Genomic DNA, 21126 nt, shown 5'->3' on the forward strand with positions numbered 1-21126 from the left:
GATTCAAACCTATCAATCCGAGCCCTAAATGCCCCGGCCCAACCGCCATACACTCTTCCCCTTCCTCAGCTGGTTCCCGCGCCAAACCCGCGCCAGCGTCGGGCGAGACGCCATCGTCGGCCTGAGCGGTGCAGTCCTGGCATTGCCGCAATCCATTGCCTATGCGCTGATCGCCGGTCTCCCACCGGAGTACGGCCTGTACGCCGCCATCATCCCGGTGTTGATCGCCTGCTTGTGGGGTTCTTCCTGGCACCTGATCTGCGGTCCCACGGCGGCGATTTCCATCGTGCTCTATGCCAGCGTCAGCCCACTGGCCGTGCCCGGCTCCCAGGACTACATCACGCTGATCCTGTTGCTGACCTTCCTGGCCGGCGTCTTCCAATGGCTGCTGGGCATGCTGCGCTTTGGCGCCCTGGTGAATTTCGTCTCGCATTCGGTGGTGCTCGGCTTCACCCTCGGCGCAGCTGTGGTCATCGCCCTGGGGCAATTGCCCAACCTGCTGGGGCTGGATCTGCCCAGCCAGGCCACGGCGATCAACAGCCTGCTGGCACTGATCAACCATGCCGGGGAGTGGAATCACCCTTCAGTGGTGCTCGGACTCGGCACCTTGCTGGTGGGGGTGCTGCTGAAACTCTGGGTACCGCGCTGGCCAACACTGTTGATCGCGCTGGCCCTGGGCAGCCTGATCCCGTGGCTGTGGCCGGCGGTGTTCGGGCAGGTGGCGTTGGTCAGTTCATTTGTCGGCAAGTTGCCGCCGTTCAGCCCGCTGCCGATGGACCTGGACATGGTCCTGCGCCTGCTGCCGAGTGCCGTGGCGGTGGGCATGCTCGGGCTGGTGACCAGCCTGTCGATTGCGCGCTCGTTGTCGGCCCGCTCCCAGCAATTGCTCGATGCGAATCAGGAGGTGCGCGCACAGGGTTTATCCAACATCGTTGGCGGATTTTTCTCCGGGTACCTGTCGGCAGGTTCCTTCACCCGCTCCGGCCTTAGCTATGAGGCGGGCGCCTGTTCGCCGCTGGCGGGGGTGTTTTCCGCGCTGTGGGTGGCGCTGTTTGCGCTGTTCGGCGCGGCGCTGATCGCGCATATCCCGATCCCGAGCATGGCCGCCAGCATCCTGCTGATTTGCTGGGGGTTGGTGGACCACCGTGGTATTCGGGCGTTGTTCCGGGTCAGCCGTGCGGAGTTCGTAGTGATGAGCCTGACCTGCATCGCCACGCTGTTGCTGGAGCTGCAGACCGCGATTTACGCAGGAGTGCTGGCGTCGCTGTTTTTCTACCTCAAGCGCACTTCGCAGCCGCGAATCCAGCAATGGCGGGACGGTGAGGACGATGTACTGCGGGTGGGCGGGTCGATCTTTTTCGGCGCCAGCCATTACCTGCAAGTGCGGCTGCAAAGCCTGCACGGCCAGCGGGTGGTGATCGAGGCGCAGCAGATCAACTTTATCGACTATTCCGGGGTGGAGATGCTGCACCAGGAGGCGCGCCGATTGAACGGTTTGGGGCGCAGCCTGGCATTGCGCAAGGCCCGGCCACAGGTGGTGGAAGAGTTGAAGAAACTGGAAGGGGCCGACAAATGCCCCCTCCATTTCGAAGACTGAACGCGGTTAAAACTGTAGGAGCTGGCTTGCCTGCGATAGCGGTGTATCAGTGCCAAATGTGTAGCTGACCCACCGCTATCGCAGGCAAGCCAGCTCCCACATTTGGATTTGCGTCAGGCCAGTTGCCTGCGCAGCTCAGCTAAAACCGGCGCCGAATCCGGGCGCACACCGCGCCACAGGAAGAACGCTTCCGCCGCCTGTTCCACCAGCATCCCCAGCCCATCCATCGCCACCGCAGCGCCTTGCTCACTGGCCCAACGGCAGAACGCCGTAGGCTCCTTGCCGTACATCATGTCGTAGCAAAAAGTCTTTCCGGGTTCGATCAGGCTGCCCGCAATCGGCGGTACATCGCCTGACAAGCTGGCGGACGTGGCGTTGATGATCAGGTCCACCGGCTCACGCAGCCAGTCGAAACCGCTGGCAGACACCGGGCCGAGATCGTCGAAGAGCTCGGCGAGCAATTCGGCCTTTTCTACGGTGCGATTGGCAATGATCAGCGAACCCGGTTGCTCAGCCAGCAATGGCTCCAAGGCACCGCGCACCGCGCCACCGGCCCCCAGCAGCAGGATGCGTTTGCCTTGCAGGCTGAACCCGGCATTCACCGTCAAATCCCGCACCAGGCCGGCGCCGTCGGTGTTGTCTCCCAGCAGGCTGCCGTCGGCGAGCTTGCTCAGGGTGTTCACCGCGCCGGCCCGCTGGGCGCGCTCGGTCAGGGTGTTGGCCAGGCGATAGGCCTCTTCCTTGAACGGTACGGTGACGTTGGCACCACGGCCTTGTGCGAAAAATGCTTTTGCACAGCCGGTAAAATCCTCCAACGGCGCGAGCAAGGTGCTGTAGTCCAGTTGCTCGCCGGTCTGTTCGGCGAACAGGCGGTGAATCAGCGGCGACTTGCTGTGGCCAATGGGGTTGCCGAAGACGACATAACGATCCATCAGACCGCCGCCTTGGGCAGCACGCCCAGCCAGTCGCGGTCTTGCAGGAAGTAGTCGGTGAGGCGCGCTTCTTCGCTGTCGGGGGCGGCTTTCCAGTCATAGCTCCAGCGCACTTGCGGTGGCAGCGACATCAGGATCGACTCGGTGCGCCCGCCCGATTGCAGGCCGAACAGGGTGCCGCGGTCGTAGACCAGGTTGAACTCGACGTAGCGGCCACGGCGGAATTCCTGGAACTCGCGCTGCTGCTCGGTATAGGCCATGGCCTTGCGGCGCTGGACGATCGGCAGGTAGGCGTCGATGTAGGCATCGCCGATGGCGCGCATGAAGGCGAAGCTGGTGTCGAAGTCCCACTCGTTCAAGTCATCGAAGAACAAACCGCCGATGCCCCGGGGTTCGTTGCGGTGCTTGATGTGGAAATAGTTGTCGCACCAGGCCTTGTAGCGTGAGTAGACGTCCGGGCCAAACGGCGCGCAGGCCTGCTCGGCCACGCGGTGCCAGTGGATGCAGTCTTCTTCGTTGCCGTAGTAGGGCGTCAGGTCGAAGCCGCCACCGAACCACCACACCGGCTCTTCGCCTTCTTTTTCGGCGATGAAAAAGCGCACGTTGGCGTGGGACGTCGGCACATGCGGGTTGTGCGGGTGGATCACCAGCGACACACCGAGGGCCTCAAAACCGCGACCGGCCAATTCCGGGCGATGAGCACTGGCGGACGGTGGGAGGCCGCTGCCAAACACGTGGGAAAAGTTAACGCCGCCTTTTTCGATCACCGAACCGTTTTCGATCACACGGGTGCGACCGCCGCCGCCGGCAGGCCGGGTCCAGGCGTCTTCGATAAAGCGAGTGTCCGTCTCGAAGGTTTCCAGGGCGCTGCAAATGCGGTCTTGCAGGTCAAGCAGGTAGGCTTTGACAGCCTCGGTGCGGGTAGTCATGACATCACCTTGAATCGGGCAAAGCTACACGAGGCCATTGGGCGTCGGCGGCAAATGGGCGCACAGGATACCACTGCACCCACTACTGCCGCAGTTGACGAAGATCAAGCTTAGGAGTCCGATAGAAAAGTGCCCTGTCCCACCAATGCTGTTCCTTTTGGGCGGCGTCTGTTGCCGTCATACTGCGTTGCCGCTCCTCCCCATAGCACGCTATGAGTCGTCGCGGCGCCTTGTCTGACGACAACAGCCACTCGCCCAAAAGGAACGCATTGGCGAGACAGGGCACTATCGCGAAATTGACTTGAGGAGAGTGCAGATGGCCAAACGTATCCAGTTCCGTGCCCATGGCGGCCCCGAAGTGCTTGAGTATGTGGACTACACCCCGGCAGAACCCGGCCCGCAGCAGGTTCGCGTGCAGAACAAGGCCATTGGCCTGAACTTCATCGACACGTATTTCCGCAGCGGCCTGTACGCGCCACCGGCCTTGCCGTCGGGCCTGGGCGCTGAAGGTGCCGGCGTCGTGGATGCCGTCGGTAGCGAAGTGACTCAATTCAAGGTGGGCGATCGCGTGGCTTACGGCAGCGGCCCATTGGGCGCCTACAGCGAATTGCACGTGCTGCCGGCTGCCAACCTGGTGCACCTGCCGGACGACATCAGCTTCGAACAGGCCGCCGGTGCGATGCTCAAGGGCCTGACCGTGCAGTACCTGCTGCGCCAGACCTATGAGTTGAAGGGTGGCGAAACCATTCTGTTCCACGCCGCTGCCGGTGGTGTCGGTTCGCTGGCGTGCCAATGGGCCAAGGCCCTGGACGTGAAGCTGATCGGTACCGTCAGCTCGCCGGAAAAGGCCGCGTTGGCCAAGTCCCTCGGCGCCTGGGAAACCATCGACTACAGCAAGGAAAATGTCGTACAGCGCGTACTGGAACTGACTGACGGCAAGAAGTGCCCGGTGGTGTACGACGGCGTAGGCAAGGACACCTGGCTCACCTCGCTGGACAGCGTGGCGCCACGTGGGCTGGTGGTGAGTTTTGGCAATGCGTCGGGCGCTGTGGATGGGGTGAACCTGGGGATTCTGGCGGCCAAGGGCTCGCTGTATGTCACCCGGCCGACTTTGGCGACCTACGCCAACAACCCGGAAAACCTGCAGGCAATGGCGGATGATCTGTTTTCAATGATCATCAGCGGGAAATTGCAGATTGATATTAACCAGCGGTATTCGCTGGGGGATGCGGCGAAGGCGCAGACGGAGTTGTCGGCGCGGCGCACCACTGGGTCGACCATTTTGTTGCCATAAGGCTTTTGGGGCTCTGGCACCTGTAAGGGCCCCATCGCGGGCAAGCCCGGCTCCCACAGTTGATCTTCAGTGCACACAAAATATGTGTTCAACAGAGATCCCTGTGGGAGCCGGGCTTGCCCGCGATGGCCGCGACTCGGTCTCAAGACGGGCGCACAACCTCACCCGTCGCCAGATCCCGAATCAGACTCGGGTTCTTGCGCCCCCCCAGGTTCCCGCCCAACACCCGATCCACCTGCCCACGGAAATACTGCTCCACACGAATCCGTGTGCGCGCCGCCGGGCGGCCTTGTGGATTGGCCGAGGTGGAAATCAACGGCCCGACCAGCGAGCACAAATCCCGCACCTGCGGATGATCGGTCACCCGCAACGCCACCGTGTCATGCACCCCGGTAATCCATTCGGGCAACAAATCCTGATGGGGCACGAGCCACGTATTAGGGCCGGGCCAAGTGCTGGCCATGCGGTCCATCCACACATCCGGGAAATCTTCGAAGAGAAAATCAAACTGGCGGATATTGTCGGCAATCAGGATCAGGCCTTTATCCACAGACCGGCCCTTGATCGCCAGCAGCCGATCCACCGCTTCCTCGTTCCAAGGGTCACAGCCCAGGCCCCAGACTGCCTCGGTTGGATAGGCAATCACCGCGCCTGCGCGAATTTCTCGTGCGGCTTCTCGCACACGCCACCTGTTGACCATTGCTCACTCTCCGGACTAAAGCTCTGCGCAGTTTACCGATCTTCGTTACAAAACCTAGCCGCGCGCAAGCCAGCGTCCGCTTTCGCAGATCACCCGGCCCTCCAGTTCCAGCTCCGTGAGGCTGGCCAGCACCTCGGACAAGGCCCTTCCGCTGGCAATCGCCAAGGCTTCACTGGTGTGCGGCGCGGCGTGCAACAGCGCCACCAGCGGGTGAGTGACCGCCACCGGCGCCGGGCGGGACAGTGCCTGCCAGCCACGCAAGTTTTCGAGGATGTGTTCAATGGTTTCCACCAGCACGGCGCCATCGCGAATCAACTGATGGCAACCTTTGGCGCCTGGGTGATGGATCGAGCCGGGAATCGCGTAAACCTCGCGCCCTTGCTCAGCCGCCAGCCGCGCGGTGATCAGCGAACCACTGGCCATGCTGGCTTCCACTACCAGCACCCCAAGGGACAGGCCGCTGATAATTCGATTGCGCCGTGGGAAGTTGCCGGCCTGGGGCGCAGCGTCCAACGGAAACTCGGAAACCACCGCACTGCCTTGGGCAATCATCGCCTCGGCCAGGCGTCGGTGGCGCTGTGGATAAAAATTTTCGAGCCCGGTGCCCAGCACGCCGATTGTATGCCCCCCGACATCCAAAGCCGCCTGGTGAGCAGCACCGTCAATACCCAGGGCAAGGCCACTGGTGATGACAAAACCAGCACTCGCCAGGCTGCGGGAAAACGCGGCGGCGGTGTCCATTCCTGGCCTGGAGGCACGGCGGCTGCCCACCATCGCCAGTTGCGGCTTTTCCAGAATCGCCGGGTTGCCGGCAACGAATAACAGTGGGGGCGCGTCATCCAATTCTGCGAGCAACGCGGGGTAGTCTGGCTGGTCCCACATCAGCAAATGCTGGGCCGGACGCTCCAGCCAGCGCAACGCGACGCTGGCGCCATCACGCACTTCCTCGCTGCGCCGGGCATCGGCACTGGTCATCTTGAGTCCCAGGGAACACCAGGCACTGGCCGGTGCGCTGATGGCTTTTGACGCAGAACCAAATGCCTCGATGAGTTTTTTAAAGCCCTTGGGACCCAGCTCCGGCAGCCTGTGCAAGCGTAGTCGGGCTTCCAGTTCTGCCGGGAAAATTTCACGGTCATTCGTCGGTAACATTTGATCGTCCTTGATCGGAACAAGCTGTGGATAACTCTGTTGGTAACTTATTTAGCAACCTAATTATTGCCTTCGATCAGGCACCTCAAAACGGTCCCCCACCGCCAGGGAGCGCGACGCACTGATCACCAGGCCGTAACTGAGCTTTTCGTAGGTGCGGAACACCATGAGCGTTCCGACAGGCTCGTCGGGAATCTTCACCGGGGCGCCGGTCACCCTGTCCCGAACGGTTTCCCCGGTGTTCACCACGGCCAGCAAATGACCTTCCATCAGGCCGTCGCGCCGGCCCTTGTTCAACGTCACCGCGTCCAGTACCCCGATCTGTGTCACGCCTCGGGGCACGTCAATGATGTGCCCGGCAATCGCCTCGGCAGGCCACTGAATCACCAGGCTCGTGAGATCGGTGGGCGCTTGGGGGCTGAGCAGTCGGTCCCCGGGACGCACCTCCTGGGTCACCCGCTGCACGCCCAATGTGCTGACATCGCCCGCGGTCACAAAACGCGCGGTGCCGATGTCGTCAGCGTTGATGCCCAGCAATTCCTGGCTTTCAGGGTCGGTGTAGGCCTTGCCCCGGCGAAAGATCCCGTAGGTTTGGACGGCTGGGTCCAGGGCGCCCCGCGCATAAACGCGCTCGCCGTTGGCGCCCAATACGCGCCCGGCATCTGCTGCAACAATATAGGGAGCGTGGTCCAGCTCCTGGGGCGTATCGAGCATGCGGTTGTGCAGTAAAAAGCGCTGGATGGCTTGCTGGGTATGAAGCGCCAGCGGTTGACCGGCCTGTGGAAAGCTGGCGGGAACCTGGGCAGCAACGACCTGGGCCCACAGCAGCAAGACGAGTAGCGATTTCCTCATGGGGTGAATCTCCTTTATTATGTGCACTCGCGTGAAACGCCACAGCCATCGCGGCTTCCGGACGTTTTCCCACGGCACTTACACCGGCACAGCAGGGATCCATCCCCGGCGCCGACTTGCCTTTACCTCACATGTGCAGCAATTACGCTTATGGCTATTTTGAACATCCTCGAATTTCCGGACTCACGCCTGCGCACCATCGCCAAGCCAGTGGCCGTAGTGGACGCCAAGGTTCGTCAGTTGGTCGATGACATGTTTGAAACAATGTATGAAGCCCCGGGTATCGGCCTCGCCGCGACCCAGGTCGACGTGCATCAGCGCGTCGTGGTCATGGACCTGTCCGAAGACCGCAGCGAGCCTCTGGTGTTTATCAACCCTGAGTTCGAAACCCTGACCGACGAGATGGGCCAGTACCAGGAAGGTTGCCTGTCGGTGCCGGACTTCTACGAGAACGTCGACCGTCCCCAGCGCGTCAAGATCAAGGCCCTGGACCGTGACGGCAAGCCGTTCGAGATGATTGCCGAAGGCCTTTTGGCGGTGTGCATCCAACACGAATGCGACCACCTTAACGGCAAGCTGTTTGTCGATTACCTGTCCACGCTTAAACGCGACCGGATCAAGAAGAAGCTGGAAAAGAAGCATCGCCAGCAAGCTTGATTCCCTTCTTTCAAAGGCTTGCTCCGGCAAGCCTTTTTCTTTTGTGAGACGTTTCCCATGACCGAGCCACTGCGCATCGTTTTTGCCGGCACCCCCGAATTCGCCGCCGAACACCTCAAGGCCCTGCTCGCCAGCCCGTATGAAATCGTGGCGGTCTACACCCAGCCCGATCGCCCGGCCGGTCGTGGGCAAAAACTGATGCCCAGCCCGGTCAAGCAGCTGGCGCTGGAAAACAACATTGTGGTGTTGCAGCCGCCGACGCTGCGCAACGCCGATGCCCAGGCGGAACTGGCGGCGCTGAAGCCGGACCTGCTGGTGGTGGTGGCGTACGGTTTGATCCTGCCCCAGGTCGTGCTGGATATCCCGCGTCTGGGCTGCATGAACAGCCATGCCTCGTTGCTGCCGCGCTGGCGCGGTGCGGCGCCGATCCAGCGTGCGGTCGAAGCCGGCGACGCCGAAAGCGGCGTGACCGTAATGCGCATGGAAGCAGGCCTGGACACCGGCCCGATGCTGCTGAAAGTCACCACCCCGATCACCGCTGAAGACACCGGCGGCAGCCTGCACGATCGCCTCGCCGAAATGGGCCCGCCGGCTGTGGTCCAGGCCATCGCCGGCCTGGCCGCCGGCACCCTGGAAGGCGAAGTACAGGACGACAGCCTCGCCACCTACGCCCACAAGTTGAACAAGGATGAAGCCCGTATCGACTGGAGCCGCCCGGCCGTGGAGCTGGAGCGCCTGGTACGGGCCTTCAACCCATGGCCGATCTGCCACAGCACCCTCAATGGCGAAGCCTTGAAAGTACTCGCCGCTACCTTGGCCGAAGGCAAGGGCGCACCCGGTGAGATCATCGGCGCCAGCAAGGACGGCCTGCTGGTGGCGTGCGGTGAACAGGCGCTGTGTCTGACCCGTCTGCAATTGCCCGGCGGCAAGGCGCTGAACTTCAGCGATTTGTTCAACAGCCGCCGTGAGAAATTTGCCGCAGGCATCATCCTCGGCCAAGCGGTAGACGCCCAATGAACCCACGTCTGGCCGCCGCCAAGGCCCTGGCCGCCGTACTCAACGGCAAGGCTTCCCTCAACAGTTCGTTGCCGATCCAACTGGATAAAGTCGAAGACCGCGACCGCGGCTTTACCCAGGACCTGGCCTTCGGTACCGCCCGCTGGCAGCCACGGTTGTCGGCGCTGGCGGCCAAGCTGCTGCAAAAACCATTCAAGGCGGCGGATGCCGATGTCGAGGCGCTGCTACTGGTAGGCCTGTATCAACTGCTCTACACCCGCGTGCCAGCCCACGCCGCCATCGGCGAAACCGTGGGTTGCGCCGACAAGCTGAAAAAGCCTTGGGCCAAGGCCCTGCTCAACGCCGTACTGCGCCGCGCCCAGCGCGAAAGCGAAGCGCTGCTGGCCGAGCTGGAACATGACCCGGTGGTGCGCACCGCCCACCCGCGCTGGCTGCAAAAATCCCTGAAAGCGTTCTGGCCCGAGCAATGGGAAGCCATCTGCGCCGCCAACAACGCCCACCCGCCAATGATTTTGCGGGTCAATCGCCGCCATCACACCCGCGATGCTTATCTCTCTTTGCTGAGCGAAGCCGGTGTCGCGGCCACGGCCTGTGTCTACAGCCAGGACGGCATCGTTCTTACAGAGCCAGGCGATGTGCGTAACCTGCCAGGCTTCGCCGAAGGCTGGATCAGCGTGCAGGACGAAGCCGCCCAACTGGCCGCCGACCTGCTGGACCTGGCCCCGGGCCAACGGGTGCTGGACGCCTGCTGCGCCCCCGGCGGCAAGACCTGCCACATCATGGAAGTGCAGGCAGACCTGGCCGGCGTCGTCGCCGTGGACCTGGAAGCCAAGCGCCTGGTGCGCGTGCGGGAAAACCTCGCCCGCCTGGGCCTGAGCGCCGAGTTGATCGCCGCCGACGGCCGCGACACCGCCACCTGGTGGGACGGCAAGCCGTTCCAGCGCATCCTGCTGGACGCGCCGTGTTCCGCCACTGGTGTGATCCGCCGCCACCCGGACATCAAGCTGACCCGCCAACCTGACGACATCGCAGCGCTTGCCGTGCTGCAAGGTGAGTTGCTGGACGCGCTGTGGCCAACCCTGGAAGTCGGCGGCATCCTGCTGTACGCCACCTGCTCGACACTGCCGACCGAAAACACCGAGGTCATCGAAGCCTTCCTCGCCCGCACCAGCGGCGCACGGGAACTGGACCTCGACATCCAGGCCGGGATCAAGCAGCCTCATGGCCGCCAGTTGCTGGCCCAGGAAGGCGGCCACGACGGGTTCTATTACGCCAAGCTGATCAAGATTGCCGCCGCTCGCGGCTGAATGGTTTTAAGGGAGTGACCGGATGAAAATCATCATCCTCGGCGCAGGGCAGGTTGGCGGTACGCTGGCCGAGCATTTGGCCAGCGAAGCCAACGACATCACCGTGGTCGACACCGACGCGGAGCGCCTGCGGGATTTGGGCGACCGCCTGGACATCCGTACCGTACAAGGCCGCGCCTCGTTTCCTACGGTGCTGCGCCAAGCCGGCGCCGACGATGCCGACATGCTGGTGGCGGTCACCAACAGTGACGAGACCAACATGGTCGCCTGCCAGGTCGCCCATACCCTGTTCCACACCCCGACCAAAATCGCCCGGGTGCGTGAGGCGGCGTACCTGACCCGTGCCGGCCTGTTCGACAACGACGCGATCCCGGTCGACGTGCTGATCAGCCCGGAACAGGTGGTGACCCACTACATCAAGCGCCTGATCGAACACCCGGGAGCCTTGCAGGTGATCGACTTCGCCGAAGGCAAGGCGCAGCTGGTGGCGGTCAAGGCTTACTACGGCGGGCCGTTGGTGGGCCAGCAACTGCGCCAGTTGCGCGAGCACATGCCCAACGTCGAGACGCGGGTGGCAGCGATCTTCCGTCGCGACCGGCCGATTTTGCCCCAGGGCGATACGGTGATCGAGGCTGACGATGAGGTATTTTTCATCGCCGCCAAAGCGAACATTCGCGCGGTGATGAGCGAAATGCGCCGTCTGGATGAAACCTACAAACGCATCGTCATCGCCGGCGGCGGGCAGATCGGTGAGCGCCTGGCCGAGGCCATCGAGAGTCGCTATCAGGTGAAGATCATCGAGATGAATCCGGCACGCTGCCGGTACTTGTCCGACACCCTCGACAGCACCGTGGTCCTGCAAGGCAGCGCCTCGGACCGTGACCTGCTGCTGGAAGAAAACATCGCCGACGCCGACATCTTCCTGGCACTGACCAACGATGACGAAGCCAACATCATGTCGTCGTTGCTGGCCAAGCGGCTGGGGGCGAAGAAGGTGATGACCATCATCAACAACCCGGCCTACGTCGACCTGATCCAGGGTGGCGATATCGACATCGCCATCAGCCCGCAACTGGCGACCATCGGCACCTTGCTGGCCCACGTGCGGCGTGGCGATATCGTCAGCGTGCACTCGTTGCGCCGGGGCGCGGCGGAAGCCATCGAGGCGATCGCCCACGGTGATTCGAAGTCGAGCAAGGTGATTGGCAAGGCGATCCGCGATATCGGCCTGCCGCCGGGCACCACTATTGGTGCAATCATTCGTGATGAAGAAGTGATCATCGCCCACGACGACACGGTAATCGCCACGGGCGACCACGTGATTCTGTTCCTTGTGGATAAAAAACATATCCGCGATGTGGAGAAGCTGTTCCACGTGGGCCTGAGCTTTTTCTGATCAAACGGAGTGACCGACATGCTCGAATCCCTGGAAAAAATGCTCGCCAAGGGTGTGGATAACTCACTGCTGCGGTTTGGTTTGGGCAAGGGTTATCTGGATCTGAAGGACAACGCCAAGGCAGCGGAGCATTTGCAGAAATGCGTCGAGTTCGATGCGAAGTATTCGGCGGCGTGGAAGCTGTTGGGTAAAGCGCAGTTGGGGCAGGGTGACAACGTCGCCGCACGACACGCTTGGGAGAAGGGCATAGAAGCGGCCCTGGCCCATGGCGACAAACAGGCCGAAAAAGAGATGACGGTGTTCCTGAAGAAACTCGACCGCCAGGCCTGAGAGACTCCTGTGGGAGCTGGCTTGCCTGGGATGCAGGCACCTCGGTCTTTCAGTTACACCGAGGTGATGCCATCGCAGGCAAGCCAGCTCCTACACTAGATCTGCATGGGTCTACAGATCGACGTACATCAGTACCATCGCGCCTCACCCGGCGGGCGTTTTTTGAAGCGCTTCATGCTCCACATGTACTGGCTCGGGTAAGCCCCCACATACCGCTCCACCACCTTGCTCATCGCTGCACACGACGTCGCGGTGTCGGTGCTGTACATGTCTTCCGGCGCCGCTTCCAGGATCACTTTGTAGCCCGAGCCATCCGGCAGCCGCAGGGCATGCAGGAACACCCCGACCGCCTTGTGCCCCGCCAGCATGTTCGGCACGAACTTGCTGGTCAGCGCCTGGGTGGCGAAGAACGGTACGAAGATCCCGGCGGATTCCGCCGGCTCCGGGTCGGCAGGAATTCCCACCTGGCCGCCTTTACGCACCTCCTTGATCACACTCAGGATGCCTTCCTTGGTGGAAGCCGCCACGCGGTTGCCCAGTTGCACCCGCTGCTTGCGCAGCAAATCATCAACCGCCTTGAGCTTGGGCGGGCGGTAGAAAATGATCGGTTTGCACTGGCTGCAATAGAAGTGGTTCAACACTTCCCAGTTGCCCAGGTGGCTGGTGATACCCACCACGCCTTTGCCCGAGGCCAGGGCTTCGTGCAGCACTTCCAGGCCTTCGACTTCACGCACCAGGTCGATGGAGCGCTGGGCCGGCCAGATCCACGCACAGGCGCTTTCAGTCAGGGACTTGCCGATGTCCATCAGGCTGCGGCCCACCAGGCGCTCGCGCTCGGCCGGGTCCATGTCCGGGAAGCATTTGGACAGGTTGATCCGCACCGTCTCGCGGGAGCGGTTGGGGGTTTTCCACATGATCCAGCCAATTGCCGAACCGACCGCTTGCACCGCGCGCCAAGGCAGCAGGGCAAACAACCGAAGAGCGCCTACCAGCAAGGCGCCTTTAAACTTTTCCACAGGTCACTCCTGATCGTGTGTGGTGCGCAAAGCCGCCATTCTAACCGGCGTTGGCGAGGTCCGCGTAACGGTCGCAGTCCTGAGTGTGGTCCATGACCATGCCCGAGGCCTGCATGAACGCGTAGCAGATGGTTGGCCCGACGAACGTGAAGCCGGCTTTTTTCAGGGCTTTGCTCATGGCTTCAGCCTCCGGTGTAATCGCCGGGACCTGGCTGCGATCCTTGAAATGATTGACCTTGGGCACACCGCCCACAAACGACCACAGAAACTCCACTGGGTCCTCCAGCGCCAGCCAGGCGGCGGCATTGCGCCGGGTGGCATTGAGTTTCAGGCGGTTACGCACGATGCCCGGATCGAGCATCAGCGCCTCGATCTCGGCATCGCTCAGTTGAGCCAGACGTTGCGCATCAAAACCGAACAAGACCTTTCGATAATGCTCGCGTTTGCGTAAAACGGTGATCCAGGACAGGCCCGCCTGGAACCCTTCGAGCAAAAGCAACTCGAACAGTCCCTGCGCATCGCGCAGCGGCGTTCCCCACTCCTGATCGTGATAAGCCATGTACAGCGGATCTTCAGAACACCAAAAGCAGCGTGGCATAAGGCTCCAGGGGATGGTGGCGCGGCCGAATCGGGTATACTCCCGCTCTTTAAATCGCAGCCCAAGTAACAGGTGAATTTCGTGAGCCAGCCTACGCCAGCCGTGCGTACCTTCCAAGACTTGATCCTCGCCCTCCAGCAATACTGGGCCGAGCAAGGTTGTGTGGTACTTCAGCCCTACGATATGGAAGTAGGCGCCGGCACTTTCCACACCGCTACCTTCCTGCGGGCCATCGGCCCGGAAACCTGGAACGCCGCTTATGTGCAGCCCAGTCGTCGCCCGACTGACGGCCGCTACGGCGAAAACCCGAACCGCCTGCAGCACTACTACCAGTTCCAGGTGGTGTTGAAGCCGAACCCGGACAACTTCCAGGAGCTGTACCTCGGCTCGCTGAAACACGTCGGCCTGGACCCGCTGGTTCACGACATCCGTTTCGTCGAAGACAACTGGGAATCGCCAACCCTCGGCGCCTGGGGCCTGGGCTGGGAAGTCTGGCTCAACGGCATGGAAGTGACGCAGTTCACTTACTTCCAGCAAGCCGGCGGCATCGAGTGCTACCCGGTGACCGGCGAGATCACCTACGGTCTCGAGCGCCTGGCCATGTACCTGCAAGGCGTGGATTCGGTCTACGACCTGGTGTGGGCTGACGGCCCGTTCGGCAAGGTCACCTATGGCGACGTGTTCCACCAGAACGAAGTGGAGCAGTCGACCTACAACTTCGAACACGCCAACGTCGAGAAGCTGTTCGAACTGTTCGACTTCTATGAAAGCGAAGCCAAGCGCCTGATCGAACTGGATCAGCCGCTGCCGTTGCCGAGCTATGAAATGGTTCTGAAGGCATCCCACACCTTCAACCTGCTGGACGCCCGCCGCGCCATCTCGGTAACCGCGCGCCAGCAATACATCCTGCGTGTACGCACCCTGGCGCGTTCCGTCGCCCAAGCCTACCTGCTGGCTCGCGCCAAGCTGGGCTTCCCGATGGCAACCCCGGACCTGCGTGATGAAGTGTTGGCTAAGCTGGAGGCTGCACAATGAGTGCTCAAGATTTCCTGGTTGAACTGGGCACCGAAGAGCTGCCACCCAAGGCACTCAACACCCTGGCCGATGCGTTCCTGGCCGGTATCGAAAAAGGCCTGCAGACCGCTGGCCTGAAGTTCGCTGCAAAGAAGGTCTACGCCGCGCCGCGCCGCCTGGCTGTGTTGCTCACCGCACTGGAAACCCAGCAGCCGGACCGCAGCATCAACCTCGACGGCCCGCCACGCCAGGCCGCCTTCGATGCTGAAGGCAACCCGACTCAAGCCGCCCTGGGTTTCGCCAAGAAGTGTGGTGTTGAGCTCAGCGAAATCGACCAGAGCGGTCCGAAACTGCGTTTCAGCCAGGTGATCACCGGCAAGCCGACCGCCAGCCTGTTGCCGACCATCGTCGAAGACTCCCTGAACGACCTGCCTATCCCCAAGCGCATGCGCTGGGGTGCGCGCAAGGAAGAGTTCGTGCGTCCGACCCAATGGCTGGTGATGCTGCTCGGTGACCAGGTCATCGACTGCACCATCCTCGCCCAGAAGGCAGGCCGTGATTCCCGTGGTCATCGCTTCCACCATCCTGAAGCCGTGCGCATCACCTCGCCGGCCAACTACGCCACTGACCTGCGTGCCGCCTACGTGCTGGCGGACGCCAATGAGCGTCGCGAGCTGATCAGCAAGCGCACCGAAGAGCTGGCCCGCCTGCAGGAAGGCACCGCCATCGTGCCGCCAAGCCTGCTGGACGAAGTGACCGCTTTGGTTGAGTGGCCCGTGCCGCTGGTGTGCTCGTTCGAAGAACGTTTCCTCGACGTGCCGCAAGAAGCGCTGATCACGACCATGCAGGACAACCAGAAGTATTTCTGCCTGCTGGACGTGGACGGCAAGTTGCTGCCGCGCTTCATCACCGTGGCCAACATCGAAAGCAAGGACCCGCAGCAGATCATCGCCGGTAACGAGAAAGTCGTTCGCCCGCGCCTGACCGACGCCGAGTTCTTCTTCAAGCAAGACAAGAAGCAGAAGCTCGAAGACTTCAACCTGCGCCTGCAAAACGTGGTGTTCCAGGAAAAACTCGGCAGCGTCTACGACAAGGCGGTGCGGGTTTCCAAGCTGGCGGCCTACATTGCACCACGCATTGGTGGCGACGCTGCCTGGGCTGCGCGTGCCGGCCTGCTGTCCAAGTGCGACCTGGCCACCGAGATGGTCGGCGAGTTCCCGGAAATGCAAGGTGTTGCCGGTTACTACTACGCCCTCAATGACGGCGAGCCGGACGACGTCGCCCTGGCGCTGAACGAACAGTACATGCCGCGCGGCGCTGGCGCCGAGCTGCCGACCACCCTCACCGGTGCGGCCGTGGCCATCGCTGACAAGCTGGATACCCTCGTCGGTATCTTCGGTATCGGCATGTTGCCTACCGGCAGCAAAGACCCGTATGCCCTGCGCCGTGCAGCCCTGGGCGTGCTGCGCATCCTGATCGACAAGAAGCTCGACCTCGACCTGACCCAGGCCGTGGTGTTTGCTGTCGGCCAGTTCGGTGCCAAGGTCAAGCAAGCCGGCCTGGCCGAGCAAGTGCTGGAGTTCGTGTTCGACCGCCTGCGTGCGCGTTACGAAGACGAAGGCGTGGACGTTTCGGTGTACCTGTCGGTGCGTGCCCTGCAACCGGGTTCGGCGCTGGACTTCGACCAACGCGTGCAGGCCGTACAAGCCTTCCGCAAGTTGCCGGAAGCCGATGCCCTGGCCGCCGTGAACAAGCGTGTGTCGAACCTGCTGAGCAAGGCCGACAACCTCGGCAATGCCGAAGTCGACCCGGGCCTGTTCGCCGATGCCAAGGAGTTCTCGCTGAACTCGGCCATCGCCAAGGCAGAAAATGCAGTGAAGCCGCTGATCGCCGAGCGCAACTACGCCGAAGCACTGGCGCGTCTCGCAACTTTGCGTGAGCCGGTGGATGCGTTCTTCGAAGCGGTGATGATCAATGCCGAAGACGCAGGTGTGCGGAAAAACCGCTACGCCATGCTGGCGCGTCTGCGTGGCCTGTTCATCAATATCGCTGACATTTCTGTACTGGGCTGATCATGTTGAAACTGCTGATTCTCGATCGGGACGGAGTGATCAATTACGACTCCGACGCTTACATCAAATCGGTGGCGGAATGGATTCCACTGCCCGGCTCGATCGAGGCCATCGCGCAGTTGAGCAAAGCGGGCTGGACGGTGGCCATCGCCACCAACCAGTCCGGCATCGCCCGCGGCTACTACGACATCGCCACCCTCGACGCCATGCACGCGCGCCTGCGCACGCTGGTGGCCGAGCAGGGCGGTGAAGTAGGGCTGGTGGTGTATTGCCCCCACGGCCCGGACGAAGGCTGCGATTGCCGCAAGCCCAAACCGGGTATGCTTAAAACTATTGCTGAACATTACAACGTGCCGTTGGCGGGTCTATGGTTTGTCGGGGACAGCCTCGGTGACCTGGAAGCCGCCAAAGCCGTCGACTCTCAGCCAGTTTTGGTAAAAACCGGGAAAGGCGAAAAGACCCAGGCTAAAACCCTGCCGGTAGGTACCTTGATTTTTGACGATCTGGCGGCGGTTGCCGCAGAACTTATCAACAACTAGCAGCCCTTCTGACTTCCTGACCAAGGACTGTTCGGGAGCGCGCTTTTAACAGGCGGGCGTTGTCCCGCAACGGTAAATGCCGCCATGTCGATTTTGCAGGCCATCAGAACCTTCTTCTTTTACCTGCTGCTGGGCACCAGTTCCTTTCTGTGGTGCACCCTGAGCTTTTTTATCGCGCCTTTTCTGCCGTTCAAGGCGCGCTATCGTTTCATCAACGTCTTTTGGTGCAACTGCGCGTTGTGGTTGACCAAGGTGTTCCTGAACATTCGTTTCGAGATCAAAGGCGCCGAAAACGTCCCGGACCAGCCTTGCGTGATTCTGTCGAACCACCAGAGCACCTGGGAAACCTTCTTCCTGTCTGCGTACTTCTCGCCCCTGAGCCAGGTGCTCAAGCGTGAGCTGCTGTACGTGCCGTTCTTTGGCTGGGCCATGGCCATGCTGCGACCGATCGCCATCGACCGCGACAACCCCAAGGCCGCACTCAAGCATGTGGCAAAGAAGGGCGACGAGCTGCTCAAGGACGGCGTCTGGGTACTGATCTTCCCGGAAGGTACGCGGGTGCCCTACGGCACTGTGGGCAAGTTCTCACGTGGCGGTACAGCTTTGGCGGTGAACGCCGGCCTGCCGGTGTTGCCGATTGCCCACAACGCCGGCAAGTTCTGGCCAAAGACGGGCTGGGCCAAGCGGGAAGGCACCATCACCGTGATCATTGGCGAACCGATGTATGCCGAAGGCGAAGGCCCACGGGCGATTGCAGCGCTGAACGACCGTGCCCAGGCATGGAATGAAGCGCAACAACGGGCCATGGGTTCACTGCCGCCGGAGCCGGTCGTGGTCGACACGCCGGTGATTTGAGTTTCTGTGGATAACCTGTGTACGGTTTGTTGGCGAATTGAGCTTTTTAGCTTATAGGCTGCTGATTTAATTACATATTTCTCAAGCTCATAAAACAGCGGAAAAGGTGCATAAGTTTTTCCCAGCCTCGCTCAGAGACGATTTAAAGTCATAAAAAAAAGCCCCACATCTGTGATATGGGGCTTTTTTATGGCTTTTTTCAAAGCGATCTGCAAACCAGCAAGCTCTTACCGAGACAGCGCATTCTGACTGGCATCAACCATCGCCCGCGTGAGCATTAGAAAACTGTCATCGTCGAGGCTCCCATTGCTGACTTTAGCCGCCAGATCTCCAAGCGCACCGGAAAATTGATCTTTGTAACGGAGGTCAAGGGCAGCCACAAATCCCCGGGCCTGATCCTGGTTGCTTATTACCGGTTGAGACAGTGGTTGAGGTTGCTGCATATCAACGTTAGTCGGCGCATTAAGGGCAGGCGAAGAAAGCGACAGATGTGGACCGTTCATGAGTTACTCCAAGACATTTCAGAGCACTTGGGTGGCGAAGGCCTCATGATCAGTTCCATTCTTTCCCTTCTAACAATGGAAACAGGAGTGTGAACGTCGTGCCTTTACCGACAACGCTCTCACAAAAGATCCGACCTTGATGTCGGTCAACTACAGCCTTGACCATCGTCAGCCCCAATCCTAAACCCTCCACATCCTTCACTGAATCAAAGCGCCGATATTGAATGAACAAATCGGGCAAATCTTCAGGGGCAATACCTGGGCCTTGATCGCTGATCCGGCATCTCAGCCCTTGGTCCGAGCAATTCAAGCTCAAGGTTACCCTCGTTCCAGACGAGCTGTATTTGACAGCGTTTTCCAACAAATTGAACAAGGCACGGGTGAGCAGCGATTGATCCGCCCAGACCATCTCGTCGCCGTCTTCATCCAGGTCGTGAACCAGCTGTATACCTTTCAACTGCGCGTGCACCGCGACTTGATCAAATGCATCCAGCACCAGCATGGCGAACAGGCTGGGCTGGAACTGATAACCGTCAGATTCAGCTTTCGCCAGTTGCACGAATGATTCGGTCAGGTTGAGGGCACGGCGGACCTGTTGTTCGATCTGGGCAAATATCGGCGCGGCGCTGTCCTGGACATCCAACAAGGCGAGGATCGCCGAATGCGGCGCACGCAAGTCGTGGGACAGAAAGCGCAGCAAGGTTTCCCGCTGCTGCTGGGCGTCGCGCTCGATACTCAGGTCTGTGAGGCTCAGCAGCCAGCCCAGGGCCACGTCACCGTCTGCGGGTAGCAGTGGGGCCAGGTCGAGGCGCAGGCTGCGATTCAGGGTGTCACGAAACTCGATGATTTCCAGCGCCGCCAGGGCAGGGCGAAAGCCGCCCTGCAGCGGTGGATAACCCAAAGCGGCGAGCTGTTCCAACAGATTTTCAGCCGCCAGTTCGTTGCCGAACACATCACGGGCGATCCGGTTGGCCAGCAGGATATTGCCCTTGGGGTCGGTAATCAAAGTCGCTACAGGCAAACACTCCAGGCCATCGGCCATAAAGCGTCGAGTGTCCCGAGTACGGCTGACCGCCTGTTCAAGGGCGAAGATTCGTCCCTGCAATACATCGCCCTGGCTGGCGGGCGCCCGGCGGCGCTCAGGGAGTACTTTGGGCTCGTTGTCCAGGCGTGCCAGTTCCCAGCCGAAGTAGGCCAGGATCACGCTCAGGCGCCGCCAGTTCCAGATCAGGTAGCTGAGTAGCATGCCAATCAGACTCGCCGCCGGCGACCACCAATGGCCCAGGCGCAACAGGCCCCATGAACCGAGAAGCGCGGCGACCATGCAACCGAGGGTCAGCCACAGGGCATAACGCGGGCGAAGTAGCAGAAGGCCCAATAACAAGGCGACCATCGCGGTGGCCAGCAGCGTTGTCATCCACACGGGCAGATCGACGATGCTGCGCCCTTGCAGCAAGCCATTGAGGATGTTTGCCTGGATCTCCACGCCCGGCGTGGTACCGACGCTGGCCGACAGCGGCGTGACATAACGGTCGCCCATGCCCGGTGCAGTAGCGCCGATCAGGATCAAGCGATCGCGCAGCAGCTCGGGCGGCACCTCCCCACGTAATACGCTGGTATACGGCACGCTGGGGAAGCCGGCGCCACTTGCAATGAAAGGAATTCGAATGACATTTTCCCGCTGCCAGTTGGCGCTGTCCGATGGACCAGGCGCGCCCGGCATCACGGATTGCTGGCCGCTCAGTTCAAAGGCCAGCCAGGCGAGCTGCGGCGTCATATTCCCTGGCGGACCTTCGCGCAAATACAGGCTTCGAACGATACCGTCACTGTCCGCTTCTACATTGATATGGCCGACACTCCTGGCGCAGTCACGCAGCGGCAGCACAGGCAGGATTTGCGCCACAGGCTGGCCATAGCGGGGCGTGCCTTCACGGATCAAGGGCAACAGGACGGTCCCGGCATTGCACATCGCCTCGGCCAGGCGCAGGTCATTCGCCGGCTCCCGGGCGGGCTCGCTGAAGATCACATCAAACAGAATGCCTGCAGGCTTGGCCGCAGTCAGCCTATCCAGAAGGTCGGCATGTACGCGCCGGGACCACGGCCACTGGCCGAGTTCTTTCAGGCTTCGGTCATCAATGGTTACCAGCAGGATGCGGGGATCCACCGACAACGGTGCCAGGCGACGCAGGCTGTCATACAACAGATTATTGAGGGCCAGACCTGGGCTCAGCGACAGAAACGCCGTGATGGGCAACAGCAAAAGGCTGACCCAAAGCCATTCGCGCACCAGCCCATTGAACAGCCGCTGCGCCTGAGTCGGCTGGCGCTTTTCAGCCCTGTGCCACAGCCTCACCGGCACGCTTCCGAAG

The 21126-nt window shown here is 61.4% G+C and carries 20 protein-coding genes; 11 read left to right on the top strand and 9 right to left on the bottom strand.

Going from position 1 to position 21126, the window contains the following annotated elements:
- Positions 1-28 precede the first annotated feature (28 nt).
- Positions 29-1597 carry a SulP family inorganic anion transporter gene (locus tag HX875_RS13755; RefSeq protein ID WP_177043592.1) on the top strand — a complete coding sequence of 523 codons (1569 nt, stop codon included), beginning with the start codon at positions 29-31 and terminating at the stop codon, positions 1595-1597.
- A gap of 113 nt (positions 1598-1710) precedes the next feature.
- Here HX875_RS13755 and aroE read toward each other — a convergent pair whose 3' ends face one another.
- Positions 1711-2529: a shikimate dehydrogenase gene (aroE, locus tag HX875_RS13760; RefSeq protein WP_177043593.1), complete on the bottom strand. Its 819-nt coding sequence runs from the start codon at positions 2527-2529 to the stop codon at positions 1711-1713.
- The gene (gene hemF, locus HX875_RS13765; RefSeq protein ID WP_177043594.1) at positions 2529-3458 is read right to left on the bottom strand and encodes an oxygen-dependent coproporphyrinogen oxidase; all 930 of its coding nucleotides are present in this window, start codon (positions 3456-3458) and stop codon (positions 2529-2531) included. The genes aroE and hemF overlap by 1 nt, the downstream gene beginning before the upstream one ends.
- Before the next feature lie 316 nt (positions 3459-3774).
- Between hemF and HX875_RS13770 the strand changes: the two genes are divergently transcribed.
- A complete protein-coding gene (locus HX875_RS13770; RefSeq protein WP_177043595.1) occupies positions 3775-4752 on the top strand; it encodes an NADPH:quinone reductase in 978 nt (325 codons plus the stop codon).
- 142 nt (positions 4753-4894) lie between these two features.
- Here the strand turns inward: HX875_RS13770 and HX875_RS13775 are convergent, their stop codons facing one another.
- From HX875_RS13775 to HX875_RS13785, 3 genes are all read right to left on the bottom strand, one after another.
- Positions 4895-5452, bottom strand: a complete 558-nt coding sequence (locus HX875_RS13775) for an L-threonylcarbamoyladenylate synthase (protein WP_177043596.1) — start codon at positions 5450-5452, stop codon at positions 4895-4897.
- A gap of 54 nt (positions 5453-5506) precedes the next feature.
- Positions 5507-6601: a DNA-processing protein DprA gene (gene dprA / locus HX875_RS13780; RefSeq protein WP_177043597.1), complete on the bottom strand. Its 1095-nt coding sequence runs from the start codon at positions 6599-6601 to the stop codon at positions 5507-5509.
- Between the two features lie 63 nt (positions 6602-6664).
- The gene (locus HX875_RS13785) at positions 6665-7453 is read right to left on the bottom strand and encodes a peptidoglycan-binding protein (RefSeq protein ID WP_177043598.1); all 789 of its coding nucleotides are present in this window, start codon (positions 7451-7453) and stop codon (positions 6665-6667) included.
- 150 nt (positions 7454-7603) lie between these two features.
- On the opposite strand from HX875_RS13785, the gene def reads away from it, so the two are divergent.
- From def to HX875_RS13810, 5 genes are read left to right on the top strand one after another with little or no spacing between them, the layout of a single operon-like run.
- Positions 7604-8110 (top strand): peptide deformylase, encoded by a 507-nt coding sequence (gene def, locus HX875_RS13790; RefSeq protein WP_003213617.1) that lies wholly within the window; start codon positions 7604-7606, stop codon positions 8108-8110.
- 57 nt (positions 8111-8167) lie between these two features.
- Positions 8168-9127, top strand: a complete 960-nt coding sequence (gene fmt, locus HX875_RS13795) for a methionyl-tRNA formyltransferase (protein ID WP_177043599.1) — start codon at positions 8168-8170, stop codon at positions 9125-9127.
- Positions 9124-10434: a 16S rRNA (cytosine(967)-C(5))-methyltransferase RsmB gene (rsmB, locus tag HX875_RS13800; RefSeq protein ID WP_177043600.1), complete on the top strand. Its 1311-nt coding sequence runs from the start codon at positions 9124-9126 to the stop codon at positions 10432-10434. The genes fmt and rsmB overlap by 4 nt, the downstream gene beginning before the upstream one ends.
- 22 nt (positions 10435-10456) lie before the next feature.
- On the top strand, positions 10457-11830 hold the full coding sequence (gene trkA / locus HX875_RS13805; RefSeq protein WP_003213611.1) for a Trk system potassium transporter TrkA: 1374 nt from the start codon (positions 10457-10459) through the stop codon (positions 11828-11830).
- An 18-nt stretch (positions 11831-11848) separates the two neighbouring features.
- Entirely contained in the window at positions 11849-12160 is a 312-nt protein-coding gene (locus tag HX875_RS13810) for a tetratricopeptide repeat protein (protein ID WP_177043601.1), read from the top strand.
- 128 nt (positions 12161-12288) lie between these two features.
- On the opposite strand, the gene HX875_RS13815 is transcribed toward HX875_RS13810, so the two are convergent.
- Positions 12289-13176, bottom strand: coding sequence for a lysophospholipid acyltransferase (locus HX875_RS13815; RefSeq protein WP_003213605.1), 888 nt, complete (start codon positions 13174-13176; stop codon positions 12289-12291).
- A gap of 40 nt (positions 13177-13216) precedes the next feature.
- The gene (locus HX875_RS13820; RefSeq protein ID WP_177043602.1) at positions 13217-13774 is read right to left on the bottom strand and encodes a DNA-3-methyladenine glycosylase I; all 558 of its coding nucleotides are present in this window, start codon (positions 13772-13774) and stop codon (positions 13217-13219) included.
- An 81-nt stretch (positions 13775-13855) separates the two neighbouring features.
- On the opposite strand from HX875_RS13820, the gene glyQ reads away from it, so the two are divergent.
- The 4 genes from glyQ to HX875_RS13840 all read left to right on the top strand — a co-directional run bounded on the left by glyQ (position 13856) and on the right by HX875_RS13840 (position 18254).
- Positions 13856-14809: a glycine--tRNA ligase subunit alpha gene (glyQ, locus tag HX875_RS13825; RefSeq protein WP_003213601.1), complete on the top strand. Its 954-nt coding sequence runs from the start codon at positions 13856-13858 to the stop codon at positions 14807-14809.
- Complete coding sequence (glyS, locus tag HX875_RS13830; protein ID WP_177043603.1) at positions 14806-16860, top strand: glycine--tRNA ligase subunit beta; 2055 nt, start codon at positions 14806-14808, stop codon at positions 16858-16860. The genes glyQ and glyS overlap by 4 nt, the downstream gene beginning before the upstream one ends.
- Complete coding sequence (gmhB, locus tag HX875_RS13835; RefSeq protein WP_177043878.1) at positions 16860-17399, top strand: D-glycero-beta-D-manno-heptose 1,7-bisphosphate 7-phosphatase; 540 nt, start codon at positions 16860-16862, stop codon at positions 17397-17399. Before glyS ends, gmhB begins: the two co-directional genes overlap by 1 nt.
- Before the next feature lie 84 nt (positions 17400-17483).
- A complete protein-coding gene (locus tag HX875_RS13840; RefSeq protein WP_003213596.1) occupies positions 17484-18254 on the top strand; it encodes a lysophospholipid acyltransferase family protein in 771 nt (256 codons plus the stop codon).
- A gap of 227 nt (positions 18255-18481) precedes the next feature.
- Here the strand turns inward: HX875_RS13840 and HX875_RS13845 are convergent, their stop codons facing one another.
- Both HX875_RS13845 and HX875_RS13850 read right to left on the bottom strand, forming a co-directional pair.
- Positions 18482-18757: a hypothetical protein gene (locus HX875_RS13845; protein WP_177043604.1), complete on the bottom strand. Its 276-nt coding sequence runs from the start codon at positions 18755-18757 to the stop codon at positions 18482-18484.
- A 49-nt stretch (positions 18758-18806) separates the two neighbouring features.
- Positions 18807-21110 carry a CHASE2 domain-containing protein gene (locus HX875_RS13850; RefSeq protein ID WP_177043605.1) on the bottom strand — a complete coding sequence of 768 codons (2304 nt, stop codon included), beginning with the start codon at positions 21108-21110 and terminating at the stop codon, positions 18807-18809.
- Positions 21111-21126: the final 16 nt, after the last annotated feature.

It is taken from the genome of Pseudomonas yamanorum (assembly GCF_013386765.1).
GTDB lineage: Bacteria > Pseudomonadota > Gammaproteobacteria > Pseudomonadales > Pseudomonadaceae > Aquipseudomonas > Aquipseudomonas yamanorum_A.